Genomic DNA, 25,265 nt, shown 5'->3' with positions numbered 1-25,265 from the left:
CTACCGAAGCCCCTTCAGCGCTCGCACTGCAGCAGTTCGGAGGCGTCGAGCAGGATCATCGGTTGCTGGCCGATGCGGGCCACGCCGCGGAACAGGGTGTTGGAGATCTGGCAGATGCGCGCGGTGTCCGGCGGCTCGATCTGCGATTCGGTCAGGTTGGCCACGTCCTCGACCGCCGACACGCGCAGGCCGAGCGTCTCGCCCTTCTCCTCGAGCACGACGATGCGGGTCAGGCTGTCCTCGCCGACCGCGGCGAAGCCCAGGTGCAGGCCGAGGTCGATCACCGGCACCACCTGGCCGCGCAGGTTCATGATGCCGAGCATCGCCTTGGTGGTGCCGCGCAGGCCGAGCAGCGGCACCGGCAGCACCACTTCCTGCACCTTGAGCAGTTCCAGCGCATAGGCCTGGACGCCGCAGCGCAGGCGCAGCCAGCGCGAGGTCCGTTCGCTGGCGCGGCGCTGCTGCGGTGGGTGCGGTTCGCGCGCCTGCGCCTGCAGCGCCGCCCAGACGTTGTTGCCGGGGGCTGCCGGCGCCGGTGCGGCGGCCGGCTGTACCGGCGCGGCATCGGGCGGGGCAGGGGCGGCGGGGGCGGTTCTGGCCACCGGCCTGGGGGCCGGCATCGCGGGAGGGGCGGGCGTCGGCACCACCAGGGCGGCCGGAATCGGCGCGGGCGGCGCCGCGGGCGTTGCTTCGGCCTCGGCCACTGCCGGGGCGGGTGCCGCTGGCGGCGGAGGCAGCGCTTCGGCTGGCGCAGGGGTAGGCGCCACCGCGGGCGCGGCGGCGACCGGCATGGCGGTCACCGGGGCCGGCGCGGCCTGCGCCGGCATCGCGTCCAGCAGCAGTTCGCCCAGGTAGTCGTCCAGTACGTCCACGCCGTTCATGCCGCGCGCTCCAGCTGCGCGGCGTCTTCGGCGCGCAGCCATTCCAGCGCCCGGCGGTAGGCCGACAGGCCGCGGCCGGGGTAGTTGTCGTCGTGCGCCGGGGCGGTGAGCGTGGCCGGCGTGCTGATGCGGGTATCGACCGGGATCGCGTCTTCCCACACCCGCTCGCCGTAGCGGTCCTGCATCAGCTTCAGGGTTTCGTTGCCGGTGCGGGTGCGGCGGTCGAACAGGGTCGGCAGGATCGACACCGGCAGCGGGCGGCCGCGCGAGCGTTCGACCATCTGCCCGGTCCGCACCATGCCTTCCAGCCCGTGCAGCGCCAGCGGTTCGGCCTGGGTGGGGATGATCAGGCGGTCGGCGGCGGCCAGCGCGTTGATCATCAGCAGGCCCAGGGTCGGCGCGCAGTCGAGCAGGATGTAGTCGTGGCGCTGGCCGTGCTGGGCCAGCGCGTGCTGCAGCGCCAGGCCCAGGCCGGGCTGGTTGGCGCTGCGCCGTTCCAGGGTGGCCAGCGCGGCCTGCGCGCACAGGTAGTCCAGCCCCGGGATGGCGCCGTCGCGGGCGAGGGCGGCGATCTCGCCGGGCGGGGTGGCGAACAGTTCCAGCACGCCCTGCGGCGGCGGGTCCAGCGGCACGCCGAAGGCGCGGGTCAGCGAGGCGTGCGGATCGAGGTCGATCAGCAGCACGCGATGGCCGAGCGCGGCCAGGCCGCGTCCCAATGCCAGCGTGGTGGTGGTTTTGCCGACGCCGCCCTTCTGGTTGGCAATGGCCCAGATACGCATCAGTGCACTCCTTCTATTGCTGCCGGCAACGCCGGTCCGGACGCGCGCGCGGGCGCATCGGCGCCGTCGGCATCGCGGGTGGGGTGTTCGGCGGCGACGGGGGTCGCGCCGTCGGCCAGCGTGTCGGCGCTGGCGGCCGAGTCGGCCAGGATGATGACCATCACCCGCCGGTTGCGGTTGCGGCCTTCGATCTGCGCGTTGCTCTCGCGCGGGCGGAATTCGCCGTAGCCCATCATCGCCAGCCGCTGCGGCTGCACGCCGTGGTCGGCGAACAGGTGCACCACGCTGGCGGCGCGGGCGGCCGACAGTTCCCAGTTGGACGGGTACTGCGCGGTCGCGATCGGCATGTTGTCGGTGTGGCCTTCCACGCGCACGCCGTTGGGCGCGTCCTGCAGCACGTCGGCCAGCTTGCCCAGGGTCTCCCGCGCGCGCGCGTCCAGCGTCGCCGAGCCGGTCGGGAACAGGATGTCGCTGTTGATCTCCACCTCGATCCACAGCTCGGTGCGGCGCACGGTGATCACGCCCTGACTGACCAGCGGCGCCAGCGTCTGGGTCAGCTTCTCGGCGATCTGTCCGAGCTGGCGCTCGGCGCGCTGCAGCTGCTCGCGGTCGCGCAGCGACACCGGACGGGTCATCTGCGAGGCCATCGACGGCAGCCGGGTCGGGTCGGCGACCGCGCCGCCGGTCATGCTCGGCGCGCGGATCACCGCCGGGCTGTCGTTGCCGCCGCCCTGCAGCTGCTGGTGGCCGACCTGCACCTGGGTGATGGTGCGCGGCGCGCCGCCGAAGGCAGTGGTCAGGGCATCGGCCATGACCCGGTACTTGCCTTCGTTGATCGAGGAAATGGCGTACATCACCACGAAGAACGCCAGCAGCAGCGTCATCAGGTCGGCATAGGGGATGGCCCATGCCTCATGGTTGGCGTGCTCTTCGTGGGACTTGCGACGGGCCATGGGTCAACCCACGAAGCCGGCCAGGCTGGTTTCGATGTTGCGCGGGTTCTCGCCCTGGGCGATGGCGATCAGCCCCTCGATGATCATCTCGCGCTCGCGGCTGTTGTGCGCGATCACGCTCTTGAGCTTGGCCGCGACCGGCAGGAACAGCAGGTTGGCCGAGGCGATGCCGTAGATGGTGGCGGTGAACGCGGCGGCGATGCCGTGGCCGAGCTTGCTCGGGTCGGCCAGGTTCTTCATCACCGCGATCAGGCCCAGCACCGCGCCGATGATGCCCAGGGTCGGCGCGTAGATGCCCATGCCCTCGAACACCTTGGCCGCGGCGAGGTCGCGGTGCTCCTGGCCGCTGAGCTCGATCTCCAGCATGTGCCGGATCGCGTCGGGCTCGACGCCGTCCACCACCAGCTGCAGGCCCTTGCGCAGGAACGGGTCGTCCTGCATCTCCACCTGCGGCTCCAGGCCCAGCAGGCCCTGGCGGCGGGCGATGTTGCTCCAGTCCACGATCTGCCGGATCAGCGCCTGGCGGTCGCTGGCCGGCGGCTGCACGACCCAGCGGGCGATCTTGAACGCGTGGCGGAAGATCGCCGGCGAGGTGTGCAGCAGGATCGCGGCGACGGTGCCGACGATGACGATGACGAACGCCGCCGGCGACCACAGCGAGGACAGGCCCGCTCCCTTGAGAATGCTGCCGCCCACCAGCGAGGCCAGTGCGAGGAAGAGTCCGATGATGCTGAGTCTGTCCATTTAACGGATATCGGCTTTTGCGGGGGGTACTTGAACGGTGGGTGCAGGAGCGACGGTAGGAGCGGCTTCAGCCGCGAAAACTCCTGGCGAAGGTCCGCGGATGCTTTCCGGCCAAAGCCCTGAAAGCACTCGCGGCTGAAGCCGCTCCTACGGGCGGGGCTCACTCCTGGCCGCGCAGCCCGTCCACGTCGAGGATCAGCGCCATGCGCCCGTCGCCGATCAGGGTGGCGCCGGCGTAGCCCCTCAGGCCGCGCAGGGCCTTGGGCAGCGGCTTGATCACCACTTCCTCGCGGCCGCGCACCTGGTCCACGACCAGGCCGAAGCGGGCCTCGCCGACCTGCAGCACGACGATGGTCAGCAGGGTGGACTGCGCCGGTTCCACGTCCAGCCACTGGCGCAGGTCGAGCAGGGCCAGCGTGTGCGACTTGCGGTCGAGCACGGCGCGGCCGTCGAACCAGCCCAGCGAGGTGCGCGGCGCGTGCAGCACTTCCATCACGCGCGCCAGCGGCAGCGCGTAGATGTCCTCGCCGGCCTGCACCAGCAGGGTTGGCAGGATCGCCAGGGTCAGCGGCACGCGGATCAGGAAACGGCTGCCGCGGCCCAGCTCGGACTGGATCTGGATCTGCCCGCTCAGTTCGCGGATGCGCGACTGCACCACGTCCATGCCGACGCCGCGGCCGGAGATGTCGGTGACCTGCTGCTTGGTCGAGAAGCCGGGCAGGAACACCAGGTGCAGGCATTCCTCGCTGCTCAGGCGCGCGGCGGCCTCCGGGTCCAGCAGGCCCTTCTCGCGGGCCTTGGCGCGCAGGCGCTCGGGATCGATGCCGGCGCCGTCGTCCTGCACCTCGATGCTGACGTAGTCGCCTTCCTGCTGCGCCGACAGGCGCACGCGGCCCATGCGCGGCTTGCCCTGCGCCTCGCGCAGGTCGGGCATTTCGATGCCGTGGTCGATGGCGTTGCGCACCAGGTGCACCAGCGGGTCGGCCAGCGCCTCGACCAGGTTGCGGTCGAGCTCGGTCTCGGCGCCGACCAGCTCCAGGTCCACTTCCTTCTTCAGGCTGCGGGCGACGTCGCGCGCGACCTTGGGGAAGCGCGAGAACACCTTGCCCACCGGCTGCATGCGGGTGCGCATCACCGCCGACTGCAGGCGCGCGGTGGCGATGTCCAGGGTGGAGACGGCGCGGTCCAGCTCCTCGTCCTTCAGCCGCATGCGCAGGGTCTTGAGGCGGTTGCGCGAGAGCACCAGTTCGCCGATCAGGTTGACGATGGCGTCCAGGCGCTTGGTGTCCACGCGCACGGTGTGCTCGGGTTCGGCGGCCTTTCGGCTTGGGCGCGGGCGCGGCGGCGGGCGGGCGTCGCGCGCGCGCGCGGGGGCCGGCGGCGCGGCGGCGGGCGCGGGCGTCGCCGCGCGCGGGGCCGGGGCCGGGGCGGTGCGCGGCGCTGCGGCGGGTGCGGGCGGCGTGGCCGGCAGCGCGCGGGCGCCGGGCGCGGCACCGCCGTGCAGGGTGTCGAGCAGGGCCTCGAACTCATCCTCGCTGATCAGGTCGTCGCCCCCCTTGGCCGACGCCGTGGAGGCGGGAGCGGCCGCAGCGGGCTTTGCGCCGGGCGCGGCACCGCCATGCAGCTGGTCGAGCAGGGCTTCGAACTCGTCCTCGCTGATCAGGTCGTCGCCGCCCCTGGCCGACGGCGCGGGCGCCTTGGCGCCGGGCGCGCCGGCGCCGTGCAGCTGGTCGAGCAGGTCCTCGAATTCGTCCTCGGTGATCAGGTCGCCGCCGGCCCCGGCGGCGGGCGCCGCGGCCACCGGCGCGCGGCGCGGCGGCGCCGCGTCGACGTCGAACAGCGCGATCAGCGCCGGCGGCGCGTGCTCGGGTTCGGTGCCGGCGGACACGGCGTCGAGCATCGCCTGCAGCCAGTCCAGCGACTGCTGCGCGGCATCGAAGTGGTGCGCCTGCAGCACCGCCTTGCCCGAACGCGCCATGCCCAGGGTTTCCTCGGCGGCGTGGCACAGTTCGACCATCGCGTTGATGCCGAGGAAGCCGGCGCCGCCCTTGAGCGTGTGGAAGCCGCGGAACACCGCGTTGAGCTGGTCGTTGTCCTGGGGCGACTGCTCCAGCGTGACCAGCTGTTCGCCCAGGCGGTCCAGGATTTCCTGGGCCTCGAGGATGAAGTCGGCGGCGATGTCGTCGGCGAAGGCGCTCATGGCGTCACAGCCCCAGGTCGGAGAGCAGGTCGTCGGCGTCGATCTGGCTGACGGCGTGGCGGTCGATGCCTTCCAGCGCCGGGCCGGCCAGGCCGCCGTCGCGCGACGGGTCGCGGGACTCGTGCTCCGGCGGCGGCAGGCCGAGCGCGCCGAAGCCCTCGTGCACGCGGCGCACGATGCCGACCACGCGGCGGATGATCTGCCCGGTCAGGTCCTGGTAGCTCTGGGTGAGCGCGATCTCGGTGAGGTTCTGGCGGATGCGGTCCAGCGCCTGTTCGTGCTCGACCGCCGGCAGGCCGCCTTCGCGCAGGCCGGTGACCAGTTCGCGGCACTGTTCGGCCAGGTCCAGGGTGCGGTGGGTGGCCTTTTCGGTCATCTCCACCACGTGGTCCAGGCGCGCGCAGGCGTCGTCCAGTTCGCCGGCCTCGGACGGAACCGTCGGCAGCTCGCCCAGCGCCTGGCCCAGCTCGCGCGCCAGCCGGCCCAGGCCGGCCATCATCGGCTGGGTGCGCAGCGCGGCCAGCGCGTCGATTTCCCGGCGCCAGCCGCTCTCGTCGCCGCTCTCCAGCGCCGCCAGCGCGTCCTGCAGGCGTTGCACCAGGGCCGATTTCTCGCTCAGGGTTTCGCTGGCCATGGTCGTCATCAGGCGCTCGCCGCCAGCCGCTCGAAGATCTTGCCCAGCTTCTCTTCCAGGGTCTGCGCGGTGAACGGCTTGATGATGTAGCCGTTCACGCCGTTCTGCGCGGCCTCGATGATCTGCTCGCGCTTGGCCTCGGCGGTGACCATCAGCACCGGCAGGGTCTTGAGCTTGGCGTCGGCGCGGATCGCCTTGAGCAGCTCGATGCCGGTCATCACCGGCATGTTCCAGTCCGTGACCACGAAGTCGAACGGCTGGCTGTTGAGCAGCGCCAGCGCGGCATGCCCGTCCTCGGCTTCGGCGGTGTTGGTGAAGCCCAGGTCGCCCAGCAGGTTCTTGACGATGCGCCGCATGGTCGAGAAGTCGTCGACGATCAGGATCCGCATGTTCTTGTTCACTAAAAACTCCTAGGTAAAGCGTTGTTCGGGACCGGGGACTGGGGACCCGGGACCCGGCGAATCAAAAGCGCATTGTGCCGGCATCGGCTTTTCCCGGGTCCCCAGTCCCAGGTCCCCGGTCCCGGCCTCACGGTTCCACCAGCCCCGCATCCGCCGCCTCGAAAATCTTCAGCCGGCCGCGCAGGCGCAGCATGGCCTGGCCGTGGATCTGGCAGACGCGCGACTCGCTCACCCCGAGCACCGCGCCGATCTCCTTCAGGTTCAGTTCCTGCTCGTAGTACAGCGACAGCACCAGCTGCTCGCGTTCGGGCAGCTGGCCGATGGCCTTGCCCAGCTCCTCGCCGAACTGGCTGCGCTCGAGCACCTGCTGCGGGGTCGGGCCGCCGCTGGCCGGGGTGTCCAGTTCGCCCTGGTCCTCGATGCGCGATTCCAGGCTCAGCACCTGGCCGCGCGCGGCGTCCTCGATCAGCCGCAGGTACTCGGGCAGCGGCATCTCCATGGCCTCGGCCACTTCGGTGGCGCTGGCGGCGCGGCCGGTGGTCTGCTCGATGCGGCGGATGGTGGCGGCGGCGTCGCGCGCGCGGCGGTGCACCGAGCGCGGCACCCAGTCGCCGCGGCGGATCTCGTCGATCATCGAGCCGCGGATGCGGATCGAGGCGTAGGTCTCGAAGGAGGCGCCCTGTTCAGCGTCGTAACTGCGCGAGGCCTCGATCAGGCCCATCATGCCGGCCTGGATCAGGTCGTCGATCTCGACGCTGGCCGGCAGCCGCGCGGCCAGGTGGTGGGCGATGCGCCGCACCAGGTCCGAGTGGCGGGCGATGCAGTCGTTGGCGCTGGCGCGCTGCACCTCGCGGTAGTGGGCGGCGGCGGGCTTCATGTGGCCACCCCGCGCTGGATGATGCGCTCCAGGAAGAACTCGACGCCGCCGCGCGGCTCGGTGGGCGCCTGCCAGCGGGCGGTGCGGCGGGCGATCTCCTGGATGGCCAGCGCGGCCGGCGCCGACGGATACAGCTTCACCACCGGCTGCTGGCGCTGCACCGACAGGCGCAGCCAGTCGTCCTGCGGCACGCAGCCCAGGTAGTTGAGCGAGACGTCGGCCAGGAACTTGTCGCACACGCGCACCAGCTTCTCGTACAGGACGCGGCCCTCGTTGGGGTCGCGCACCATGTTGGCCACGACCTGGATGCGGTCCACGCCGCGCTCGCGCGAGAGCACCTTGATCAGCGCGTAGGCGTCGGTGATCGAGGCCGGCTCGTCGCACACCACCACCACGGTGTCCTGCGCGGCCTGGCAGAAGGTCAGCACGCTGTCGGTGATGCCGGCGGCGGTGTCGATGATCATCACGTCCAGGTCGCGTTCCAGCTCGGAGAACACGTTGACCAGGCCGACGTGCTCGGCCGGCTGCAGCTCGGCCATGTGCCGGCGCCCGGACGCGGCCGGGACCACCAGCACGCCGCCGGGGCCCTCGATGATCACTTCCTCCAGCGTGCAGCGCCCGGCGACCAGGTCGGCCAGGGTGCGCTTGGGCTGCAGGCCGAGGATGACGTCGATGTTGGCCAGGCCCAGGTCGGCGTCCAGCAGCAGCGTGCGCTTGCCCATGCCGGCCAGCGCCACGGCCAGGTTGGCCGAGACGTTGGTCTTGCCCACGCCGCCCTTGCCCCCGGTCACCGCGATGGTGCGCACGGGGCCGGCGGGCTGGCGGCGGGTGGCCGACAGCGGGAAGGCATTGGTCAGCTTGGCGTACTCACGCGACGGCATGGTTCAACTCCGGATTGCAGGGCATATCGGCCGCGCGGCGCAAATCTTCAAGGCGAAGTACGAGATTGGCCGCCGAGGCCCGGTGCAGATCTTCCGGCACATCCTGCCCGTCCGTCACCCATGTGATCGGCAAATGGTGATCCACTGCCACCGACAGGGCCGAGCCGAAGCGGCCGGTCTCGTCCAGCTTGGTCAGCACCAGGCCCTGCGGGTTGGCCGCGCCGAAGCGGCGCACCACCTCGTCCATGTCCTGGAAACTGGTGTTGGCCGGCAGCACCAGCAGGGTGCGGATCTGGCCGGCGGCGCGCAGCCACTGCAGCTGGGCGGTGAGGGCGCGGTCGCGCTGGCCCAGTCCGGCGGTGTCGATCAGCACCAGCTTGTAGTCGGCCAGGCGCTCCAGCAGCTGGTTGAGGTTGGTGCCGCTGCTGGCCTCGTGCACGGCGATGCCGAGCTGGCGGCCGAAGCCGTACAGCTGCTCGCGCGCGCCGATGCGCTGGGTGTCGGTGGTGACCAGGGCGACGTCGCGGGCGGCGTGGGCCTCGGCGAAGCGCGAGGCCAGCTTGGCGATGGTGGTGGTCTTGCCGGCGCCGGTCGGGCCGACCAGCGCGATCACGCCGCCGGCCTCGATCGGGTCGACCGGGGCGATCGGCAGCCGCTTGGAGATCAGCCCCAGCATCAGGCCGCGGGCGCGCGCCGGGTCGGTGTCGGCCGGCATCTGCACGGCCACGTCGCGGGCCAGGCCGGCGTCGAAGCCGTACTCGTCCATCAGGTCCAGCGCGTTGGCGCGCACCGGGCTGCCGCGCAGGCGTTCGTCGGTGAAGCGGTGCATCTCGCGCTCGATCAGCTGGCGCATGCCGGCCACTTCCTGGCGCAGCTGGGCCAGCTGGCCGTCCTCGCGCGGGGCCGAGGCGACCACGCTCAGCGCCGGCGCGGCGGCAGCGGCTTCCACCGCCGGCGCCGGAACATTGACGGTCGCCGCGATGGCCGGCATCGCCGGTTCGATCGGGGCCGGCATGGCCATGCGCGGCGAGGCCGCTTCCGGCAGGGCCGGGGGGGCGCGGCCGGTTCGGCGCGCGGCGCCGGCGCGGCGGCCAGCGGGGCGGGCACGGCGACCGGCTCGTCCAGCGGCGGGTCGATCACGAAACGGGCGCGGTTGGCCTGCGTCGCCACCGGCGCCGGTTCGGCGATGGCGAACCCTTCGGGGCGGAACGCCGGCACCACCGGGGTGTCGTCCAGCGCCGCCGGGAAGGTGGCGAAGATCTGTTCCGGCAGCTCCGGCGCGCGCGTGGCGGCCGGCCGCGGCTGGGACTGCGGCTGCGGCTTGAGCAGCGAGGAGAGAAGCGGCTGCCCGGCGCCAGTTCGACGCTGCTGTCGATCGAGCGGCCGGTGGCGCCGACCGCCGAGCGGGCGAGGGCGGCCACGGCCGAGGCGGTGGCCACCACCGGTTCCGGCTCCGGCGCCTTGCGGCGGGTCATCGCCGCGATGATCGCCTCGGCGGCACTGCGCGGCTTGGGCGCCGGCGGCGGCGCCGGGCGGGCGGCTTCCAGGGCGCGCTGCACCGCGGTCTCGTCGTAGTGGGCGGCGGCCACGATCTCGACGCCTTCCTCGATCCGCCGGTTGGACAGGATGACGGCATCGGGGCCGTGTTCCTTGCGCACCAGGTTCATGGCGGTGCGCATGTCGGCGGCGACGAAACGTTTGATCTTCATGCTGGAGTACCGGGAATTCGTGTGCGGGTGCGACGCGGGAGCAGGGGCGTTGGCGGTGTCGTACATGGCGATGCGTGCTCCTTCGTCCTTCGTTGTGGCGGTGGCCGATCAGGTGTCCGTTCTTTGACGTCGCCCGGGCCGCCGGTTTCCAGGCGTCCTCAGCTGATCGTGCCGACCAGCTTCAGGCGCTTGTCTTCCGGTACCTCGCTGTAGGCCAGCACCGACAGCGAGGGGACGCTGTGGCGGACCATCCGGGCGAGGGCGGCGCGGACCGGGCCTGGTACCAGCACCACGGCCGGCTCGTTGCGCGCCTCCTGCTTGCCGACGCATTCGGCAAGACTCTGGTGGAGGCGCTCGGCGAGACCGGGTTCCAGTGCGGCACCGTTGCCCTGCGTGGATTCCTGCAAGACCCGTTCCAGTTGCGGATTCAGGGTGAACACCGGCAGCTCGGGCGACATCCCGGCGATCTCCTGCACGATGAAACGGCCCAGCGCGTTGCGCACGGCGGCGGTCAGCGCCACCGGGTCCTGGGTGAGCGGGGCGTTCTCCACCAGCGCCTCGGCGATCTTGCGCAGCTGGCGGATCGGGATGCGCTCGATCAGCAGGTTCTGCAGCACGCGCGCGACCACCGAGATCGGCAGCGCCTTCGGGGTGAGGTCCTCGACCAGCTTGGGCGCGCTCTTGGCCAGGGTCGCCAGCAACTGCTGCACTTCCTCGTGGCCGAGCAGCTCGGGGGCGTGCTCGCGGATCAGGTGCGAGAGATGGGTGGCCACCACCGTGGCCGGATCGACCACGGTGTAGCCCAGCGATTCGGCGTGGCCGCGCTGGTGCGGCTGGATCCAGGTGGCGTCCAGACCGAAGGCCGGGTCCTTGCCGGGGATGCCGTCCAGCTGGCCCATGGCGCTGCCCGGGTCCAGCGCCAGTTCGCGGTCGGGGTGGATCTCGGCGCTGGCCACCGGCACGCCGTGGATCAGCACGCGGTAGGTGGTGGCCGGCAGTTCCAGGTTGTCGCGGATGTGCACCGAGGGGATCAGGAAACCGACGTCCTGGGTGAGCTTGCGGCGCACGCCCTTGATGCGCGCCATCAGTTCGCCGCCCTGGGCCTTGTCCACCAGCGGGATCAGCCGGTAACCGACCTCCAGGCCCAGCGGATCGACCGGGCGCAGCTCGTCCCAGCTCAGTTCGGCGGTCGGCGCCGGCTGCGAGGAGTGCAGGCCGGGAATCTCGCCCGGCGCGGCGGCGCCCTCGGCACCGGCCTGGGCGGCGTTGGCCGCTTCGCGTTTCCACAGCTTCCAGGCCAGGAAACCGAGGATCGCCGCCAGGATCAGGAAGGCGAGGTTGGGCATGCCCGGCACCAGGCCGACCAGGCCGATGATGGCCGCGGCAATGGCCAGGGCGCGGTACTGGCCGAACACCTGGCCCATCATCGCCTGGCTCATGTCCTGGGCGCGCGAGGCGCGGGTGACCAGCATCGCCACCGCGCTGGATACCAGCAGCGCCGGCAGCTGCGCCACCAGGCCGTCGCCGATGGACAGCAGGGTGTAGGTGGAGGCCGCGTCGCCGAACGGCATGCCGTGCTGGAGCACGCCCACCGCCAGGCCGCCGAGCAGGTTGATGAACAGGATCAGGATGCCGGCGATGGCGTCGCCGCGGATGAACTTGCTGGCGCCGTCCATCGCGCCGTAGAAATCGGCTTCCTCGCGCACTTCCTCGCGGCGGGCCTTGGCCTCCTCGCGGGTCAGCAGGCCGGCGTTGAGGTCGGCGTCGATCGCCATCTGCTTGCCGGGCATGGCGTCGAGGATGAAGCGGGCGGTCACTTCCGACACGCGCCCGGCGCCCTTGGTGATGACCACGAAGTTGATGATGGTCAGGATCGCGAACACCACGATGCCGACCGCGTAGTTGCCGCCGATCACGAACTCGCCGAACGAGGCGATGACCTTGCCGGCGGCCTCGTGGCCGTTCTGGCCGTTGAGCAGGATGACGCGGGTGGAGGCCACGTTCAGCGCCAGCCGCAGCATGGTGGTGACCAGCAGCACGATCGGGAAGATGGTGAAGTCCAGCGGCCGCTTCACGTACACCACCGCCAGCAGCACCATCAGCGAGATGGCGATGTTGAAGGTGAACAGCGCGTCCAGTACCGGCGCGGCCAGCGGCACCACCACCATGGCCAGCAGCGCCAGCACGATCAGCGGGGCGCCGAATCCCTGGCGGATCATGTCCAGCAGGCGGCGCGCGGTGGCCGGCATGGGCTGGGCGCTCATGGGCGGGCCCCCGGGCCGAATTCGTCGATGTCGATGGCCGGCTGCTGCGGCATCGGCCCGCTGCGCCAGGCGCGCAGCTGGTAGACGTAGGACAGGATCTGGGCGACGGCCGAATACAGTCTCACGGGGATTTCCTTGCCGAGTTGGCTTTCCCTATACAAGGCGCGTGCCAGCGGCGGCGCCGAGACGATGGCCACCCGGTTGCCGTCGGCCACCTGGCGGATGCGCAGGGCCAGTTCGTCCACGCCCCGCGCGACCACGGTCGGCGCGTTCATGCGCCCGGCCTCGTACTTGAGCGCCACCGCATAGTGGGTGGGGTTGACCACGACCACGTCGGCGCCGGGCACGGCCTCCATCATCCGCCGCTGCGACAGCTGCATCTGCATCTGCCGGATGCGGCCCTTGACCTCGGGACTGCCCTCGCTTTCCTTCATCTCGCGCTTGACCTCGTCGCGGGTCATCTTCAGTTTGCGCAGCCAGTTCCAGTGCTGGTAGGGCGCGTCGATCGCCGCCAGCAGCGCCATCGCCCCGGCCGTGGCCAGCAGCAGCCGCAGGGTGAAGCCGAGCCCGTCCAGCACCGCCCGCTCCAGCGGCATCCGCAGCAGGCCGCGCAGCGCGTCGAAGCCGTGCCAGATGCACAGGCCGGCGGCGGTGCCGACGAACAGCACGCGCAGCAGCGACTTGGCCAGCTCGGCCAGCGACTGCGCGCCGTAGATGCGCTTGAGCCCGCTCATCGGGTTCATGCGGTTCAGGTCGGGCATCAGCGCCTTGGACGAGACCCGCAGCCCGCCCATCAGCAGCGGCGAGACGAAGCTGGCCAGCAGGCACACCAGCAGCAGCGGCCAGGCCGCCAGCAGCAGCTTGAGCAGCAGCAGGCCGGCATGGCCGAACAGCGCGCCGGGCTGCTCGAACAGCCCCGGGTCGGGCGACAGCGCCGCGCGCATCCACGCCCGCGCGTTGCCGCCGATCATTCCCGACAGGGTGGTGACGGCGATCACGCCGGCGCCGAACACCGCGGCGGTCGCCAGTTCGCGCGATCGCGGGATGTCGCCCTTCTCGCGGGCGTCGCGCAGGCGTTTGCCGGTAGGTTGTTCGGTTTTTTCGGTGCCGTCTTCGTTCTCGGCCATGGCCAGGCGCGGATGCGGGAGTCGGCTGCTGCCGTGCAAGAACCGTTCCGCGCCGTCGAGGCCGGGGGCGGAGGCTCGCCCGGGCCGGCGCCGCGGCGGAGGACCTTTCCTTGACCGGCTGCCGGGCCGGGGCGGGCGGTCAGCGCGCCCGCTGGCATGCCCCCGGCGCGGCGCGGGCACGCCGGTTTCCCGGCGCCCGGCCTTCGCGGTCAGACGCCGCCGCTGTACAGGCGCATGAAGCTTTCCGCGCCGACCGGGCGTCCGAGCTGGAAGCCCTGCAGGTGGTCGCAGCCCAGGCGTTCGGCGTAGGTGCGCTGGCCCGAGGTCTCGATGCCCTTGGCGACGACTTCCATGTTCAGCGCATGGCCCAGCGCGACGATGGCCGAGACCACCACCACGTCCTCGTCGCTGTCCTCCAGCGCCAGCACGAAGGCGCGGTCGATCTTGATCTCGGTGGCCGGCAGCCGCCGCAGCTGCAGCAGGCTGGAGAAGCCGGTGCCGAAATCGTCGATCGAGATGCCCACGCCGAGCGCGGCGATGGCGCGCAGCACGCCGACCGTCGCGTCCGCGTCGCGGGTCACCGCGTTCTCGCTGACTTCCAGGACCAGGCGCGAGGGCTCCAGTTCGTTGCGCTGCAGGGCCTGGCGCACGTCCTCGACCAGCCGCGGCGAATCCAGCTGCAGGCCCGACAGGTTGACCGACACCTGCCAGTCCGGGTGGCCGGCATCGTGCCAGCAGCGGATCTGCCGGCAGGCCTCGTCCAGCACCCAGCGGCCGATCGTGTCCATCAGCCCGTTCTGCTCGGCCAGGCGGATGATGCGTTCGCTCGGCACCGGCCCGTGCGCGGGGTGGCGCCAGCGGATCAGCGCCTCGGCGCCGGTGACGCGGCCGCTGTCGGCGTGCACCCGCGGCTGGTAGTGCAGCGTCAGCTGCGCGCTGCCGACCGCCCGGCGCAGGTCCTCGAGCAGGCGCCGGTCCTGCTCGGCGTCGGCGACCATCCATTCGGCGAACTGCGCGTGGGTGTTGCGCCCGGCCTGCTTGGCGTGGCGGGTAGCGGTTTCGGCGTGCGCCAGCAGCTGCGGCGCGGCCGCGCCGTGCTGCGGGTAGAGCGATACGCCCAGGCTGCCGGTCACGCGCATGTCGCGCCCGCCCACGCGCACCGCGTTGAGCGCGATGAGGATGCGTTCGGCCAGCGGTGCGGCGTCGGCGCCCCGGCCAGCGGCGCGCGCGTGGCGATCACGTACTGGTCGCCGCCCCGCCCAGGCGCCCGACCAGGCCGCCGTCGGGGGCGTCGGGCAGCAGGCGGCGCAGCTGTTCGGCCACGTCGACCATCACCGCGTCGCCCGCCTGCGGGCCGAAGGCGCTGTTGATGTGGCGGAACTCGTCCAGGTCCAGGGTCATCACCGCGCACGACAGCCCGTCCTGGCCGCAGCGCTGCAGCAGCTGCTCGATGCGGTCGTGGGAGAGCTGGCGGTTGGGCAGGCCGGTCAGCGAATCGTGGCGGCTGGCGTGGAACAGTTCCTTGCGCGCGTCGTCCAGCGAGGCCGACAGCGTCGAGTTGCGCAGGTGCAGCAGGCGCGCCTGCATGCGCTGCTCGAACAGCGAGATGACCAGCACCACCGCCATCACCGCCACCGTCAGCATCACCACGCAGGCGGCCAGCCATTCGACGCTGATCCCGCCGTTGGTCGCCGCGGCGCAGACCGAGCCGGCCGGAAAACGCGCCGCGGCCATGCCGGTGTAGTGCATGCCGACGATGGCCAGGCCCATCACCGCCGCGGCGGCCAGGCGCTGCGGCAGCGCCTTCTCCACCGCGCGCAGGCGGAAGGCGATGTACAGCGCGCTCCACGAGGCGACCACCGCGATCACGATGGAGAGCACGAAACGCAGCGGGTCGTAGTCGATGGCCGGCTGCATGCGCAGCGCGGCCATGCCCACGTAGTGCATCCAGGCGATGCCCAGCCCCATCAGCAGGGCGCCCAGCGCCAGCCGCAGGTGCGGCAGGGTGGCGCGCGAGACCAGCCACAGCGCGAACAGCGAGGCGGCGATGGCCACCAGCAGCGATTCGACGGTCAGCCCGAGGTCGTAGCCGAGCGGGATCGGCAGGCGGAAGGCCAGCATGCCGACGAAGTGCATCGACCAGATGCCCGCGCCCATGGCGATGCCGCCGGCCAGCAGCCAGCCGACCGCCGCGCCGGAGTGGCGCGAGGCCGACACGCGCGAGGCCATGTCCAGCGCCGTGAACGAAGCCAGCATCGCGACAAGGACCGACAGCACGACGAACAACGGGTTGTAGCTTCCTGCAAGCATCGCCCCCTCCCTACGCTCGATGGCACGTTCGGGTGTGCCACGGTCCCGTGCGCCGGCGTTTCCGTGCCGGCGGCGACAGCGCTCCAGACTATCCCGGCCCGGCCCCGTCCGGGCAAGGGTTCCTGCGCGGCAAACGCCGCCCCGGTCTCCCGGCTGTGCCGGGCATCACATCGTCACCTGGCGCGCCGCGTCGAACGCGCCGTCGAACAGGCGCTGCACCGGCGCCGCCATTTCCCCGGCCAGCAGGGTCAGCAGGAACAGGCCCAGCAGCAACGACACCGGCAGGCCCAGCTGCATCGGGTTCAGCGCCGGCGCGGCCCGCGCCAGCGCGCCGAAGGCCAGGTTCACCGCCAGCATCGCCACGATCAGCGGCAGCGACAGGGTCAGCGCGCCGCGGAACACCTGCAGGAACAGGGTGGGGGCCACCGACGCCATCGCGTGCGGGTCGGGCAGCGCCGTGCCGATGGGCAGCGCCTTGTAGCTTTCCACCAGCAGCGAGATCAGCGCCAGGTGGCCGTTGCTGGCGAAGAACAGCAGGCCGAACAGCAGGTAGAACCATTGCCCGACCACGCCCGAGCTGCCGCCGCGCAGCGGGTCGGTCAGCTGCGCGAACGCCAGGCCGGTGCCCTGGGCGATCAGTTCGCCGGCCATCGCGCCGGCCTCGAAGATCAGCCGCAGCAGGAAGCCGATGGTCACGCCGATGGCCAGTTCGCGCGCCACGCCGAGCACCGTGGCCGCGTCGAATCCGTTCCACGCCGGCACCGGCGGCAGCACCGGCGCCAGCGCCACCGACAGGGCGACGGCGAGCATGGCCCGCACCCGCGTCGGCACCGCGCGCGAGCCCACCATCGGCATCGCCATCAGCATCGCGCCGATGCGCAGCATGACCCACAGGGTGGTGCCGATGATGGCGAAGGCCTGCTGGCCGTCGATGGCCATCCGGGTGACGGGATCCACGGCGCGCCTAGCCGATCAGGTGCGGGATGCGCTGGAACAGCAGGGTGGTGAATTCCACCAGGTGGCCGAGCAGCAGGCTGCCGAGCGCGAACAGCGCCGCCGTCAATGCCGCCGCCTTGGCGATGAAGGCGATGGTCGGCTCGTTGAGCTGGGTGGCGGCCTGGATGATGCCGATCACCACGCCGACCACCAGCACGACGATCAGCAGCGGGCCGGCGACCCAGAGGGTGGCGACCAGGCCGCCGCGCAGTTCGGTAAGGGCGAGTTCGGGGGACATGGGGAAAGGCCGGGAACGGGGAATGGGGAACAGGGAATGGAGGAGGCTGGCTGGCGGGGAGGGGCGGGTAACGGGGAATCCACGTTCCCTGTTCCCCTTTCCCCGTTCCCCGCGTCAAACCGCGTTGAAACTCGCCGCCAGCGTGCCGACCACCAGCACCCAGCCGTCCACCAGCACGAACAGCAGGATCTTGAACGGCGCGGAGATCAGCATCGGCGAGAGCATCATCATGCCCATCGACATCAGCACGCTGGACACCACCAGGTCGATGATCACGAACGGGATGAAGATCAGGAAGCCGATCTCGAAGGCGGTCTTCAGCTCGCTGGTCACGAACGAGGCCACCAGCACCGGGAAAGGGATCGCGTCCGGGCCGGCGTACGGGCCATGGCCGGCCAGGCCGGCGAAGGTCATCAGGTCGGTCTCGCGCACCTGCGCCAGCATGAAGGCGCGCAGCGGCTGGGTGGTCAGCGTCCAGGCGGTCTGGAAGTCGATCTGACCGTCCAGGTAGGGCGCCATGCCGGTGGACCAGGCCTTGTCCCAGACCGGCATCATGATCATCGCGGTCAGGAACAGCGCCAGCCCCAGCAGCACCTGGTTGGACGGCGTCTGCCCGGTGCCCATCGCCTGGCGCAGCAGGCCGAGCACGATGATGATGCGGGTGAAGGCGGTCAGCACCAGCAGCAGCGACGGCAGCAGGGTGATGGCCGTCATCAGCAGCAGGGTCTGCAGCGGCAGGCTGACCGGCTGGCTGCCGATGCGGCCGACGTTCACGTCGGGCAGGGCCGGCATCTGCGGCGCGGCGGGCGCGGCCCAGGCGAACAGCGGCAGCGCCAGCAGGGCGAGGAGAACCGCCAGCTGCCAGCAGCGGCGGAGATCGAAACGGTGGACCGGCATGGTCAGGCGTCCTTGCGCAGCTTCTGTTGCAGCAGCTGCGCGAAATTCGGGAGGTGTTTGAGGTTGGGAAGCGACGGCGGCGGCGCCTGCGGCAGCGGTTCGGGCAACTGGTGCAGCGTGCTGATGCCGCCGGCGGTGACGCCCAGCAGCAGCTGCTGGCCGTTGACGTCCACCACCACCACGCGTTCCTTGGCGCCGACGTTGAGGCTGGCCACGACCTTCAGTCCGTCGGCCGGGCGGAAGCCGCTGCCGGGCATGCGCTTGAGCAGCCAGCCCAGGCCGACGATCAGCGCCAGTACCATCAGCAGCGCCATCACCGCGCCGAACAGGCCCGGCGCGGCCGGAGCGTGCTGCCCGACCGGCGCGGCCTTGGCCGCGACGGCGAGGGCGGCGGCAGGCAGCAGGTTCAACGCAGTCTCCGGATGCGCTCGCTGGGGCTGACCACGTCGGTCAGGCGCACGCCGAAGCGGTCGTTGATGACCACCACCTCGCCGTGGGCGATCAGCGTGCCGTTGACGAACACGTCCAGCGACTCGCCGGCGCCGCGTTCCAGTTCCACCACCGAGCCCTGGTTGAGCTGCAGCAGGTTGCGGATCGGCACGCGCGCGCGCCCGACTTCCAGCGACAGCGTCACCGGCACGTCCAGGATCACGTCCAGGTTGAGGTCGGCCTGGCCGTCGCCCTCGGCCTGCAGGTTGGCGAACTGCGCCGGGGCGGCGGCGGGGGTTTCGATGGGGTCGTTCTCAGTCATTGGACTCTTCCTGGGACACGGGCGGGCGCTGGCGCTTGCCCGGCGGATGGGTTGCGGTGATCTTGATGGCGTTGCGGTCGTTGGCGATGCCGAACTCCCCGGTGAACACCGGGATGCCTTCCACGCACAGCGGGACGTCCTTGATCATGTCGATGGGCAGCACGTCGCCGACCTTCAGGCGGGTGAGGTCGCGCAGGCTCATGCGGCGGCGCGCGATCACGCTGGACAGCTCCACCTCGGCAGTGTCCAGCTGCTCGCGCAGCATGATCGCCCAGCTCTCGTCGCGGTCGTTGCGGTCGCTCTGGATGCCGGCGTCGAGCAGCTCGCGGATCGGCTCCAGCATCGAATAGGGCAGGGTGATGTGGATGTCGCCGCCGCCGCTCTCCAGCTCGACGTGGAAGCGGCACACCACCACGTATTCGCGCGGGCTGACGATGTTCGCGAAGTGCGGGTTGATCTCGGAATTGATGTAGTCGAAATCGACGTTCATCACCGGGCTCCAGGCCTCGCGCAGGTCGACGAAGGCCTGCTTGAGCATCAGCTGGATCACGCGCATCTCGGTGGCGGTGAACTCGCGGCCCTCGATGCGGGTGTGGTAGCGCCCGTCGCCGCCGAAGAAGTTGTCCACCACCGCGAACACCAGGGTCGGCTCGAACACGATCAGGCCGGTGCCGCGCAGCGGCTTGAAGCGCACCAGGTTCAGGTTGGTGGGCACGTACAGCGAGTGCAGGTAGTCGCCGAACTTGATCAGCTCGATGCCGCGCACCGAGATCTCGGCCGAGCGCCGGATCAGGTTGAACAGGCCGATGCGCCACAGGCGCACGAAGCGCTCGTTGACCATCTCCAGGGTGGGCATGCGCCCGCGGATGATCCGGTCCTGGCTGGCGAAATCGTAGGACCGCGCCTCGCCCGGCGGCGGCTCGGGTTCCACGGTCTCCACCGCACCAGAATCGACGCCATGCAGCAGGGCGTCGATTTCATCCTGGGACAGCAGGTCGTTGATGCTCATCGGCGTCGCCTTACTGGGTGACGAAACTGGTGAACAGCAGGTCGTCGGCGGTCTTCTTGCCGGTCTCGGCCGTCATCAGCTTCTGCACTTCGGCCAGCGCCGCGGCCTGCAGCTTTTCCTTGCCGGCGCGGTCGGCGATCTGCTCCGGCTCGACCTGCGAGAACAGCATCAGCAGCCTGGCGCGGATCGCCGGGGCATGGGTCTGCAGCGCCGGCAGCGCTTCCGGGTCGCGGGTCATCAGCTGCACTTCGACCTGCAGGTAGCGCGGGCCGTCCAGGCGGCCGCTGAGGTTGACCACGAAGGCCGGATCGAGCGCGAAGTACTGGGCGGGGGCCGGCGTGGCCGACGTGGCGACCTTGGCCTTGGCCGGCGCCGCGTCGGCGCGGCCCTGGGTGAAATACCAGACCGCGCCACCGGCGCCACCGGCGGCGATCACGGCGACCAGGACCGTGGCCAGCATCGAGCGGCGTGGCTTGGCGGCCGTGTCCTTGTCCTTGGAGGGGTCTGGCTTGCGGGATTTGTCGGCGGCGGCTGCCACGTTGTGCTCCTCAGGGTTGCTGTCCCTGAATATGCAATACGCGTGCCGCGGCGCGGTCAAGGGTGATGACGGGAAGTTGACGGGGTGGGGAATGGGAAGCGGGAGGCGGGAACGTAGTGAACAGGAACCAGTGAAAGCGCGGGTGCAAGGCCGCGGCTTCGGGGCTCGGCGCTGGCAGGCCCTGCCGCGCTTTCTTCCTTGAGCCGACATTGGAACATCTGCCCGGGGCAGGCTTCCGGGAAAGTCCATGTCCTCTTTGCGCCGGCGGGTATCAGGACGCCGATACCTCGGGGCAGGGAGCAACTTCCCGAGGCTGCGCTATCCGGCTTCTGCCTTGGCTTTCGCTGGTTCCTGGTTCCTGCCCTCTATGTTCCTGCCGTCAGGCATACGCATCGAGCAGGCCGCGCAGCCGGATCGCGTGCACGCCTGGCGTGGCCGGCGCGCCAGCGCCGTCCGCGTCGGTCCCGGTCCCGGCGCCACCGGCCGCCTGGCCGTCGCCGTCGGAGGCGTGCGGGTGGGAGGACTGCTGGCCGACGTCGGCGTGGGCCAGCTGCAGGCCCTGCTCGCCAAGCATCTCGCGCAGCCTGGGCAGGCCGTTCTCCAGCGCGTGGCGGACCTCGGCGTGGGCGCTGGAGAAGGTGGCGTGCACGCGGTCGCCGTCCAGCTGCAGCTTCACTTCCACCGGTCCGAGGTCGTTCGGGGTGACGCGGATGTGGGCATGGCCGATCTTCTGGTCGGCCAACCAGCCGACGCGCGCGCCGACGGCATCGTCGAAGCCTGCGGACTGCATGTCCACCGGCGCCGACAGGGCCGGCGGGAAGGCCGTTGCCGGCCGGGCGTCGGCCACCGCGGCCAGGTTCTGCAGCAGCGGGCCGAACAGCGCGGCGGTGGCGGCGGACGGTTCCATCGCCGGCAGGGCGTTGCCGGCATCGGCGCGCGGCGCGCTCGACGGAAGATCGATGGCCAGCTGCGCCAGCGCATCGCCGGCCGCGGCCTGTGGCGCCTGCGCGGCGGGCGCGGCCACGGCCGGGTTGGGGAGCGCCACAGCGGGGCCGGGCGGTTGCGGCGTCGCCGGCAGCGGGGCCGCCAGGTCGGCCGGCAAACCGCTGCGGCCGTGGCCGCGCGCGGGTCGCCCGCGACGGCCGCGGCGACGGCAGCAGCAACGCCGGCGGTGGCGGTGGCGGTGGGGGGGGTCGGGCGTCGCGGGCGCCGGCGCCGGCGCCGGAATATCGACGGCCAGACCGGACAGGCCGGGCGGCGGCCATGGCAGTTCGTCCGGATCGCGGCGGCGTCCTGCGACGGCCGGGCATCGGTTTCGGCGGCGGTCGCCGGCTTGTCGGTGCTGCTGGCCGCGGCCTCGTCGGCGGTCCCGGACGGGGCGGTGGGCCGAGCCGGGGCGGTGGAATCGTCGGCGCCCTTGCCCTGCCCCGGCGGCGCGGCCTTGGCGGCCGGCTTCGGTGCCGGGCGCGGCGTGGGCGGCGGCGCGGTCTGCAGCAGCGCGTCGAAGCCGCTGCCGTCCTTGCCGTTGCCGCCCGCGGCGGTGGACGCGGTGCCCGCGCCGCCGGTGCTGGCGGCCGCGGAGGCGCCGAGGGACAGCGGGGGGTCATGGCGCTTCGTCCTCGGCCGTACGCTGGGCCTGGGCGCACGCGGCGCGCGCCCAGGTCGTCCATCTCGCGCTGGTCGCGGCGATCCTCGACCTGCTTTTCCTGGGCGCGGTAGCTGGCCGCCAGCTGCTCCAGCACCTGCTTGTCGCGGCTGGCCAGCAGCAGCCGCGCGCGTTCGGCGTCCACGCGCTCGCGGTTGCGGTCCACGGTCTGGCTCTGCTGCTGCACGGCGCTGTCCAGGCGGTCGAGGAAAGCGCGGCGGTTCATCAGCTGCGACGGGCTGGTGGCGGCCATCTGCGCGCCGGCGTATTCCTCGGCGTAGCGGCGCAGTTCCTCCAGGCGCGACAGGTGCATGTCCAGCGCCTGCTGGCGCTCGGCCAGGGTGCGGGCCACCTCGTCTTCGTGATCCTGCGCGCGGCGCAGCAGGGGGTCCAGGCGACGGGATTGTTTCATGGGACGTTCTCGCTTTCGACCAGGCGTTTCAATGCGGCAAGGCTGTGGGGAAGGTCGGCGGCCAGGCTGACGTCCTGGCCGAGGAAGTCGAGGATCTCCGGCCAGCGTTCCAGCGCTTCGTCGGTGGCCGGATCGTTGCCGCGCTGGTAGGCGCCGATGGCGATCAGGTCGCGGTTGGCAGAATACGCCGCCACCAGCCGCTTGAGCTTGCGGATGCGCAGGCGCCAGGCGTCGTCGGCGATGTCCTGCACCACGCGGCTGACCGAGGATTCCACGTCGATGGCCGGGTACAGGCCCGAATCGGCGACCCGGCGCGAGAGCAGGATGTGGCCGTCGAGGATGGCGCGGGCGGCGTCGGCGATCGGGTCCTGCGGGTCGTCGCCCTCGGTGAGCACGGTGTAGAAGGCGGTGATCGAGCCGCGGCCCTTGGCGCCGTTGCCGGCGCGCTCGACCAGCGCCGGCAGCTTGGCGAACACGCTGGGCGGGTAGCCGCGGGTGGTCGGCGGTTCGCCGACGGACAGGCCGATCTCGCGCTGCGCCTGGGCGAAGCGGGTCAGCGAATCCATCAGCAGCAGCACGTTCAGGCCCTGGTCGCGGAACCACTCGGCGATGGCGGTGGCGCGGTAGGCGCCGTGCAGGCGCGCCAGCGGCGGACGGTCGGCGGGGGCGGCGACGACCACGGCGCGGCGCAGGCCTTCTTCGCCGAGCGTGGTTTCGACGAAGTCGCGCACTTCGCGGCCGCGTTCGCCGATCAGGCCGACCACGATCACGTCGGCCGAGGTGAAGCGGGTCATCATGCCCAGCAGCGTCGATTTGCCGACGCCGGAACCGGCGAACAGGCCCACGCGCTGGCCGCGGCCGATCGGCAGCAGCGCGTTGATCGCGCGCACGCCCACGTCCAGCGGCTGGGTGATGGGTTCGCGCGCCAGCGGGTTGATCGACACGCCGGCCATGCCGGCGCTGCCCTCGGCGCGGATCGGGCCCTTGCCGTCCAGCGGCACCCCGTCGCTGTCGATGACCCGGCCGAGCAGGCCTTCGCCGACCTCGACGCCGCCGCGCCGGTAGAGGGCACCACGCGCGCGTTCGGCAGCAGGCCGTGCAGTTCGGCGCTGGGCATCAGGTAGGTGCGGTCGCTGGCGAAGCCGACCACTTCGGCGTCGACCCAGCCGCCGTCGACCTCGACCTTGCAGGTGGCGCCATCGGCGCCTCGCAGCCGACCGCTTCCAGGGTCAGCCCGACCGCGCGGCGCAGCACGCCTTCGCGGATCAGGCCGCGGCCATGGCCGGGTTCGACGTTGATGGCGTCCAGGCGCGCGGCCAGGCGCAGGTTGCGCGCGGCCGACCAGGCGGCCGGCGCCGGCGCGGCGGGAGCGGGGGCCGGGGCGGGCGTATTCATGGCGCGGCCCCGGCCTTGCGCATCACCGTCGACAGGGGGCGCGCAGGCGCGCGTCCAGGGTGCCGTCGATGCGCACGCTCTCGGCGTGCACGCGCAGGTCGCCGCGGCTCAGCCCCGGGTCGGGGCTCAGGCGCTGGCCAGGGGCGAGCCTGAGCAGCGGCGCCAGCGCTGCGATGTCGTCCGGATGCAGGCGCACCTCGACCTCGCGGCTGCTGCCGCCGACGGCTTCCAGCGCCTCGTTGACCAGTTCCTGCAGCAGCGCCGGTTCGGCTTCATAGGCGCGGCCGAGCAGCTGCCCGGCCACGCGCACCGCCAGTTCGCCCAGGGCGAGCACCACCTCGTCCTCCAGCCGCACCAGCGGGCGGCTGAAGTTGTCCAGGATGCCGTCGATCTGCGCGACCAGCCGCCGCACCTCGGCCTGGCCCTGGGCATAGCCTTCGGCATGGCCCTGTTCCAGTCCTTCCTGGCGCGCGGCGTCCTGGATGGCCTGGATCTCCTCCAGCGTCGGCGGCTGCAGCACCGGCTCGGGCGGGAAATCGCCGGCGTCGTCGGCGGTTTCGTCGGCATCCGGCACCGCGACCGGTTCCGGCGCGGCGGTGAGGTCGGGGGCCATCCAGCGCACCACCGGGCTCACAGCATGGTCTCCGCGTTGCCGCCGATGGTGACGGTGCCTTCATCGGCCATGCGCTTGACGATGACCAGGATTTCGCGCTGCGCGGCCTCCACGTCGGACAGCTTGACCGGGCCGCGGGCCTCCATGTCCTCCAGCAGGATCTCGGCGGCGCGCTGGGACATGTTGCGGGTGATCTTGTCGCGCACCTTGATGTCGGCGCCGCGCAGGGCCAGCCCCAGGCGTTCGCCGCTGACTTCGCGCAGCACCAGCTGCATCTCGCGGTCGTCCAGGTCCACCAGGTCGTCGAATACGAACATCAGGTCCTGGATGCGGCTGCCCAGCGGCGCGTCGACCTGCGCGATCGCGCCGAGGATGGCCTGGTCCTGGCCGCCGTCCATGAAGTTGAGGATGTTGGCCGCGCACTGCACGCCGCCGATGTTGGACGACTTCAGGTTCTGGTTGCCGGCGAACTGGCGCTCCATGATTTCGTTGAGTTCGTTCAGCGCGTTGGGCGGGATGCCGTCGAGCGTGGCGATGCGCAGCAGCACGTCCACGCGAGTGCGTTCGGGCAGCAGCTTCAGCGCCTCGGCGGCCTGGTCGTTCTCCAGGTGCGACATGACGATGGCGATGATCTGCGGGTGCTCGTTGCGCACCAGGTCGGCGACCGCGCGCGGGTCCATCCACTTGAGCGTGTCCAGGCCGGTGGTGTTGCGGCCCAGCAGGATGCGGTCGATCAGGTTGTTGGCCTTCTCGTTGCCCAGCGCCTGCACCAGCATGTTGCGGATGTAGTCGTCCGAGCCGACGCTGAGCGAGGTCTTGTTGCCGAGCTCGTTGCTGAACTCGTCCATGACCTGCTGCACCTGCTCGCGGCTGACGTCGGTCAGGGTGGCCATGGCGATGCCGATCTTCTGCACCTCCTTGGGCTCCATGTGGCGCAGCACCTCGGCCGCGTCGGCCTCGCCCAGCGAGAGCAGCAGCACCGCGGCGCGCTGCACGCCGCTCATCTGTACG

The 25,265-nt window shown here is 71.6% G+C and carries 19 protein-coding genes and 7 pseudogenes; all 26 read right to left on the bottom strand.

Annotated elements, in window-relative coordinates:
- Positions 1-14: 14 nt before the first annotated feature.
- Positions 15-878, bottom strand: a pseudogene (locus ABTV91_RS11835) (chemotaxis protein CheW); the annotation flags it as partial.
- Positions 878-1,660 (bottom strand): ParA family protein, encoded by a 783-nt coding sequence (locus ABTV91_RS11830; protein WP_433851621.1) that lies wholly within the window; start codon positions 1,658-1,660, stop codon positions 878-880. The pseudogene ABTV91_RS11835 and the gene ABTV91_RS11830, both read right to left, overlap by 1 nt.
- The gene (motD, locus tag ABTV91_RS11825) at positions 1,660-2,613 is read right to left on the bottom strand and encodes a flagellar motor protein MotD (RefSeq protein WP_433851620.1); all 954 of its coding nucleotides are present in this window, start codon (positions 2,611-2,613) and stop codon (positions 1,660-1,662) included. The genes ABTV91_RS11830 and motD overlap by 1 nt, the downstream gene beginning before the upstream one ends.
- A gap of 3 nt (positions 2,614-2,616) precedes the next feature.
- Complete coding sequence (locus ABTV91_RS11820) at positions 2,617-3,357, bottom strand: flagellar motor protein (protein WP_433851619.1); 741 nt, start codon at positions 3,355-3,357, stop codon at positions 2,617-2,619.
- Positions 3,358-3,517: 160 nt separating this feature from the next.
- The gene (locus ABTV91_RS11815; protein WP_433851618.1) at positions 3,518-5,557 is read right to left on the bottom strand and encodes a chemotaxis protein CheA; all 2,040 of its coding nucleotides are present in this window, start codon (positions 5,555-5,557) and stop codon (positions 3,518-3,520) included.
- 4 nt (positions 5,558-5,561) lie between these two features.
- Positions 5,562-6,191 carry a protein phosphatase CheZ gene (locus tag ABTV91_RS11810; RefSeq protein WP_433854175.1) on the bottom strand — a complete coding sequence of 210 codons (630 nt, stop codon included), beginning with the start codon at positions 6,189-6,191 and terminating at the stop codon, positions 5,562-5,564.
- A gap of 8 nt (positions 6,192-6,199) precedes the next feature.
- Positions 6,200-6,592 carry a chemotaxis response regulator CheY gene (gene cheY, locus ABTV91_RS11805; RefSeq protein WP_194269699.1) on the bottom strand — a complete coding sequence of 131 codons (393 nt, stop codon included), beginning with the start codon at positions 6,590-6,592 and terminating at the stop codon, positions 6,200-6,202.
- Between the two features lie 127 nt (positions 6,593-6,719).
- Positions 6,720-7,469, bottom strand: coding sequence for an RNA polymerase sigma factor FliA (locus ABTV91_RS11800; protein WP_433851617.1), 750 nt, complete (start codon positions 7,467-7,469; stop codon positions 6,720-6,722).
- Positions 7,466-8,350: a MinD/ParA family ATP-binding protein gene (locus tag ABTV91_RS11795; protein ID WP_433851616.1), complete on the bottom strand. Its 885-nt coding sequence runs from the start codon at positions 8,348-8,350 to the stop codon at positions 7,466-7,468. The genes ABTV91_RS11800 and ABTV91_RS11795 overlap by 4 nt, the downstream gene beginning before the upstream one ends.
- Positions 8,337-9,511: pseudogene (flhF, locus tag ABTV91_RS11790) on the bottom strand (flagellar biosynthesis protein FlhF); the annotation flags it as partial. The gene ABTV91_RS11795 and the pseudogene flhF, both read right to left, overlap by 14 nt.
- A 364-nt stretch (positions 9,512-9,875) precedes the next feature.
- Positions 9,876-10,059: pseudogene (locus tag ABTV91_RS11785) on the bottom strand (flagellar biosynthesis protein FlhF); the annotation flags it as partial.
- Between the two features lie 158 nt (positions 10,060-10,217).
- Positions 10,218-12,323 (bottom strand): flagellar biosynthesis protein FlhA, encoded by a 2,106-nt coding sequence (gene flhA / locus ABTV91_RS11780; RefSeq protein ID WP_433851615.1) that lies wholly within the window; start codon positions 12,321-12,323, stop codon positions 10,218-10,220.
- Positions 12,320-13,450, bottom strand: a complete 1,131-nt coding sequence (flhB, locus tag ABTV91_RS11775; RefSeq protein ID WP_433851614.1) for a flagellar biosynthesis protein FlhB — start codon at positions 13,448-13,450, stop codon at positions 12,320-12,322. Before flhB ends, flhA begins: the two co-directional genes overlap by 4 nt.
- 209 nt (positions 13,451-13,659) lie before the next feature.
- Positions 13,660-15,760: pseudogene (locus ABTV91_RS11770) on the bottom strand (putative bifunctional diguanylate cyclase/phosphodiesterase).
- Positions 15,761-15,925: 165 nt separating this feature from the next.
- Entirely contained in the window at positions 15,926-16,717 is a 792-nt protein-coding gene (fliR, locus tag ABTV91_RS11765; protein ID WP_433851613.1) for a flagellar biosynthetic protein FliR, read from the bottom strand.
- 7 nt (positions 16,718-16,724) lie between these two features.
- Positions 16,725-16,994: a flagellar biosynthetic protein FliQ gene (locus tag ABTV91_RS11760; RefSeq protein ID WP_433851612.1), complete on the bottom strand. Its 270-nt coding sequence runs from the start codon at positions 16,992-16,994 to the stop codon at positions 16,725-16,727.
- A 114-nt stretch (positions 16,995-17,108) separates the two neighbouring features.
- Positions 17,109-17,891: a flagellar type III secretion system pore protein FliP gene (fliP, locus tag ABTV91_RS11755; protein ID WP_433851611.1), complete on the bottom strand. Its 783-nt coding sequence runs from the start codon at positions 17,889-17,891 to the stop codon at positions 17,109-17,111.
- A gap of 2 nt (positions 17,892-17,893) precedes the next feature.
- Positions 17,894-18,301 (bottom strand): flagellar biosynthetic protein FliO, encoded by a 408-nt coding sequence (fliO, locus tag ABTV91_RS11750; protein WP_433851610.1) that lies wholly within the window; start codon positions 18,299-18,301, stop codon positions 17,894-17,896.
- Complete coding sequence (gene fliN / locus ABTV91_RS11745; RefSeq protein ID WP_433851609.1) at positions 18,298-18,642, bottom strand: flagellar motor switch protein FliN; 345 nt, start codon at positions 18,640-18,642, stop codon at positions 18,298-18,300. The genes fliO and fliN overlap by 4 nt, the downstream gene beginning before the upstream one ends.
- A complete protein-coding gene (gene fliM, locus ABTV91_RS11740) occupies positions 18,635-19,651 on the bottom strand; it encodes a flagellar motor switch protein FliM (RefSeq protein ID WP_433851608.1) in 1,017 nt (338 codons plus the stop codon). The genes fliN and fliM overlap by 8 nt, the downstream gene beginning before the upstream one ends.
- Positions 19,652-19,661: 10 nt before the next feature.
- The gene (locus ABTV91_RS11735) at positions 19,662-20,189 is read right to left on the bottom strand and encodes a flagellar basal body-associated FliL family protein (protein WP_433851607.1); all 528 of its coding nucleotides are present in this window, start codon (positions 20,187-20,189) and stop codon (positions 19,662-19,664) included.
- A 379-nt stretch (positions 20,190-20,568) separates the two neighbouring features.
- The gene (locus tag ABTV91_RS11730; protein WP_433851606.1) at positions 20,569-21,213 is read right to left on the bottom strand and encodes a flagellar hook-length control protein FliK; all 645 of its coding nucleotides are present in this window, start codon (positions 21,211-21,213) and stop codon (positions 20,569-20,571) included.
- 616 nt (positions 21,214-21,829) lie between these two features.
- A pseudogene (gene fliJ / locus ABTV91_RS11725) lies at positions 21,830-22,246 on the bottom strand (flagellar export protein FliJ); the annotation flags it as partial.
- Positions 22,243-23,641, bottom strand: a pseudogene (locus ABTV91_RS11720) (FliI/YscN family ATPase). The pseudogenes fliJ and ABTV91_RS11720, both read right to left, overlap by 4 nt.
- Positions 23,638-24,275 (bottom strand): annotated as a pseudogene (locus ABTV91_RS11715) (FliH/SctL family protein). The pseudogenes ABTV91_RS11720 and ABTV91_RS11715 overlap by 4 nt, the downstream one beginning before the upstream one ends.
- A complete protein-coding gene (gene fliG / locus ABTV91_RS11710) occupies positions 24,272-25,258 on the bottom strand; it encodes a flagellar motor switch protein FliG (RefSeq protein ID WP_433854174.1) in 987 nt (328 codons plus the stop codon). Before fliG ends, ABTV91_RS11715 begins: the two are co-directional and overlap by 4 nt.
- Positions 25,259-25,265 lie beyond the last annotated feature (7 nt).

The organism is Stenotrophomonas nitritireducens (genome assembly GCF_050984405.1).
GTDB lineage: Bacteria > Pseudomonadota > Gammaproteobacteria > Xanthomonadales > Xanthomonadaceae > Stenotrophomonas > Stenotrophomonas nitritireducens_B.
The sequence above is the reverse complement of the archived record's forward strand: the minus strand, read 5'-3'. Positions and strand labels throughout refer to the sequence as shown.

What these genes read in the sequence shown, in the direction of transcription:
- fliM (WP_433851608.1), bottom strand. Translation starts at nt 19,651, where the DNA reads ATGAGCATCAACGACCTGCTGTCCCAGGATGAAATCGACGCCCTGCTG.
- ABTV91_RS11795 (WP_433851616.1), bottom strand. Translation starts at nt 8,350, where the DNA reads ATGCCGTCGCGTGAGTACGCCAAGCTGACCAATGCCTTCCCGCTGTCG.
- ABTV91_RS11800 (WP_433851617.1), bottom strand. Translation starts at nt 7,469, where the DNA reads ATGAAGCCCGCCGCCGCCCACTACCGCGAGGTGCAGCGCGCCAGCGCC.
- flhA (WP_433851615.1), bottom strand. Translation starts at nt 12,323, where the DNA reads ATGAGCGCCCAGCCCATGCCGGCCACCGCGCGCCGCCTGCTGGACATG.
- fliN (WP_433851609.1), bottom strand. Translation starts at nt 18,642, where the DNA reads ATGACTGAGAACGACCCCATCGAAACCCCCGCCGCCGCCCCGGCGCAG.
- ABTV91_RS11815 (WP_433851618.1), bottom strand. Translation starts at nt 5,557, where the DNA reads ATGAGCGCCTTCGCCGACGACATCGCCGCCGACTTCATCCTCGAGGCC.
- ABTV91_RS11810 (WP_433854175.1), bottom strand. Translation starts at nt 6,191, where the DNA reads ATGGCCAGCGAAACCCTGAGCGAGAAATCGGCCCTGGTGCAACGCCTG.
- ABTV91_RS11760 (WP_433851612.1), bottom strand. Translation starts at nt 16,994, where the DNA reads ATGTCCCCCGAACTCGCCCTTACCGAACTGCGCGGCGGCCTGGTCGCC.
- fliG (WP_433854174.1), bottom strand. Translation starts at nt 25,258, where the DNA reads ATGAGCGGCGTGCAGCGCGCCGCGGTGCTGCTGCTCTCGCTGGGCGAG.
- ABTV91_RS11820 (WP_433851619.1), bottom strand. Translation starts at nt 3,357, where the DNA reads ATGGACAGACTCAGCATCATCGGACTCTTCCTCGCACTGGCCTCGCTG.
- motD (WP_433851620.1), bottom strand. Translation starts at nt 2,613, where the DNA reads ATGGCCCGTCGCAAGTCCCACGAAGAGCACGCCAACCATGAGGCATGG.
- fliP (WP_433851611.1), bottom strand. Translation starts at nt 17,891, where the DNA reads ATGCCGGTCCACCGTTTCGATCTCCGCCGCTGCTGGCAGCTGGCGGTT.
- ABTV91_RS11830 (WP_433851621.1), bottom strand. Translation starts at nt 1,660, where the DNA reads ATGCGTATCTGGGCCATTGCCAACCAGAAGGGCGGCGTCGGCAAAACC.
- flhB (WP_433851614.1), bottom strand. Translation starts at nt 13,450, where the DNA reads ATGGCCGAGAACGAAGACGGCACCGAAAAAACCGAACAACCTACCGGC.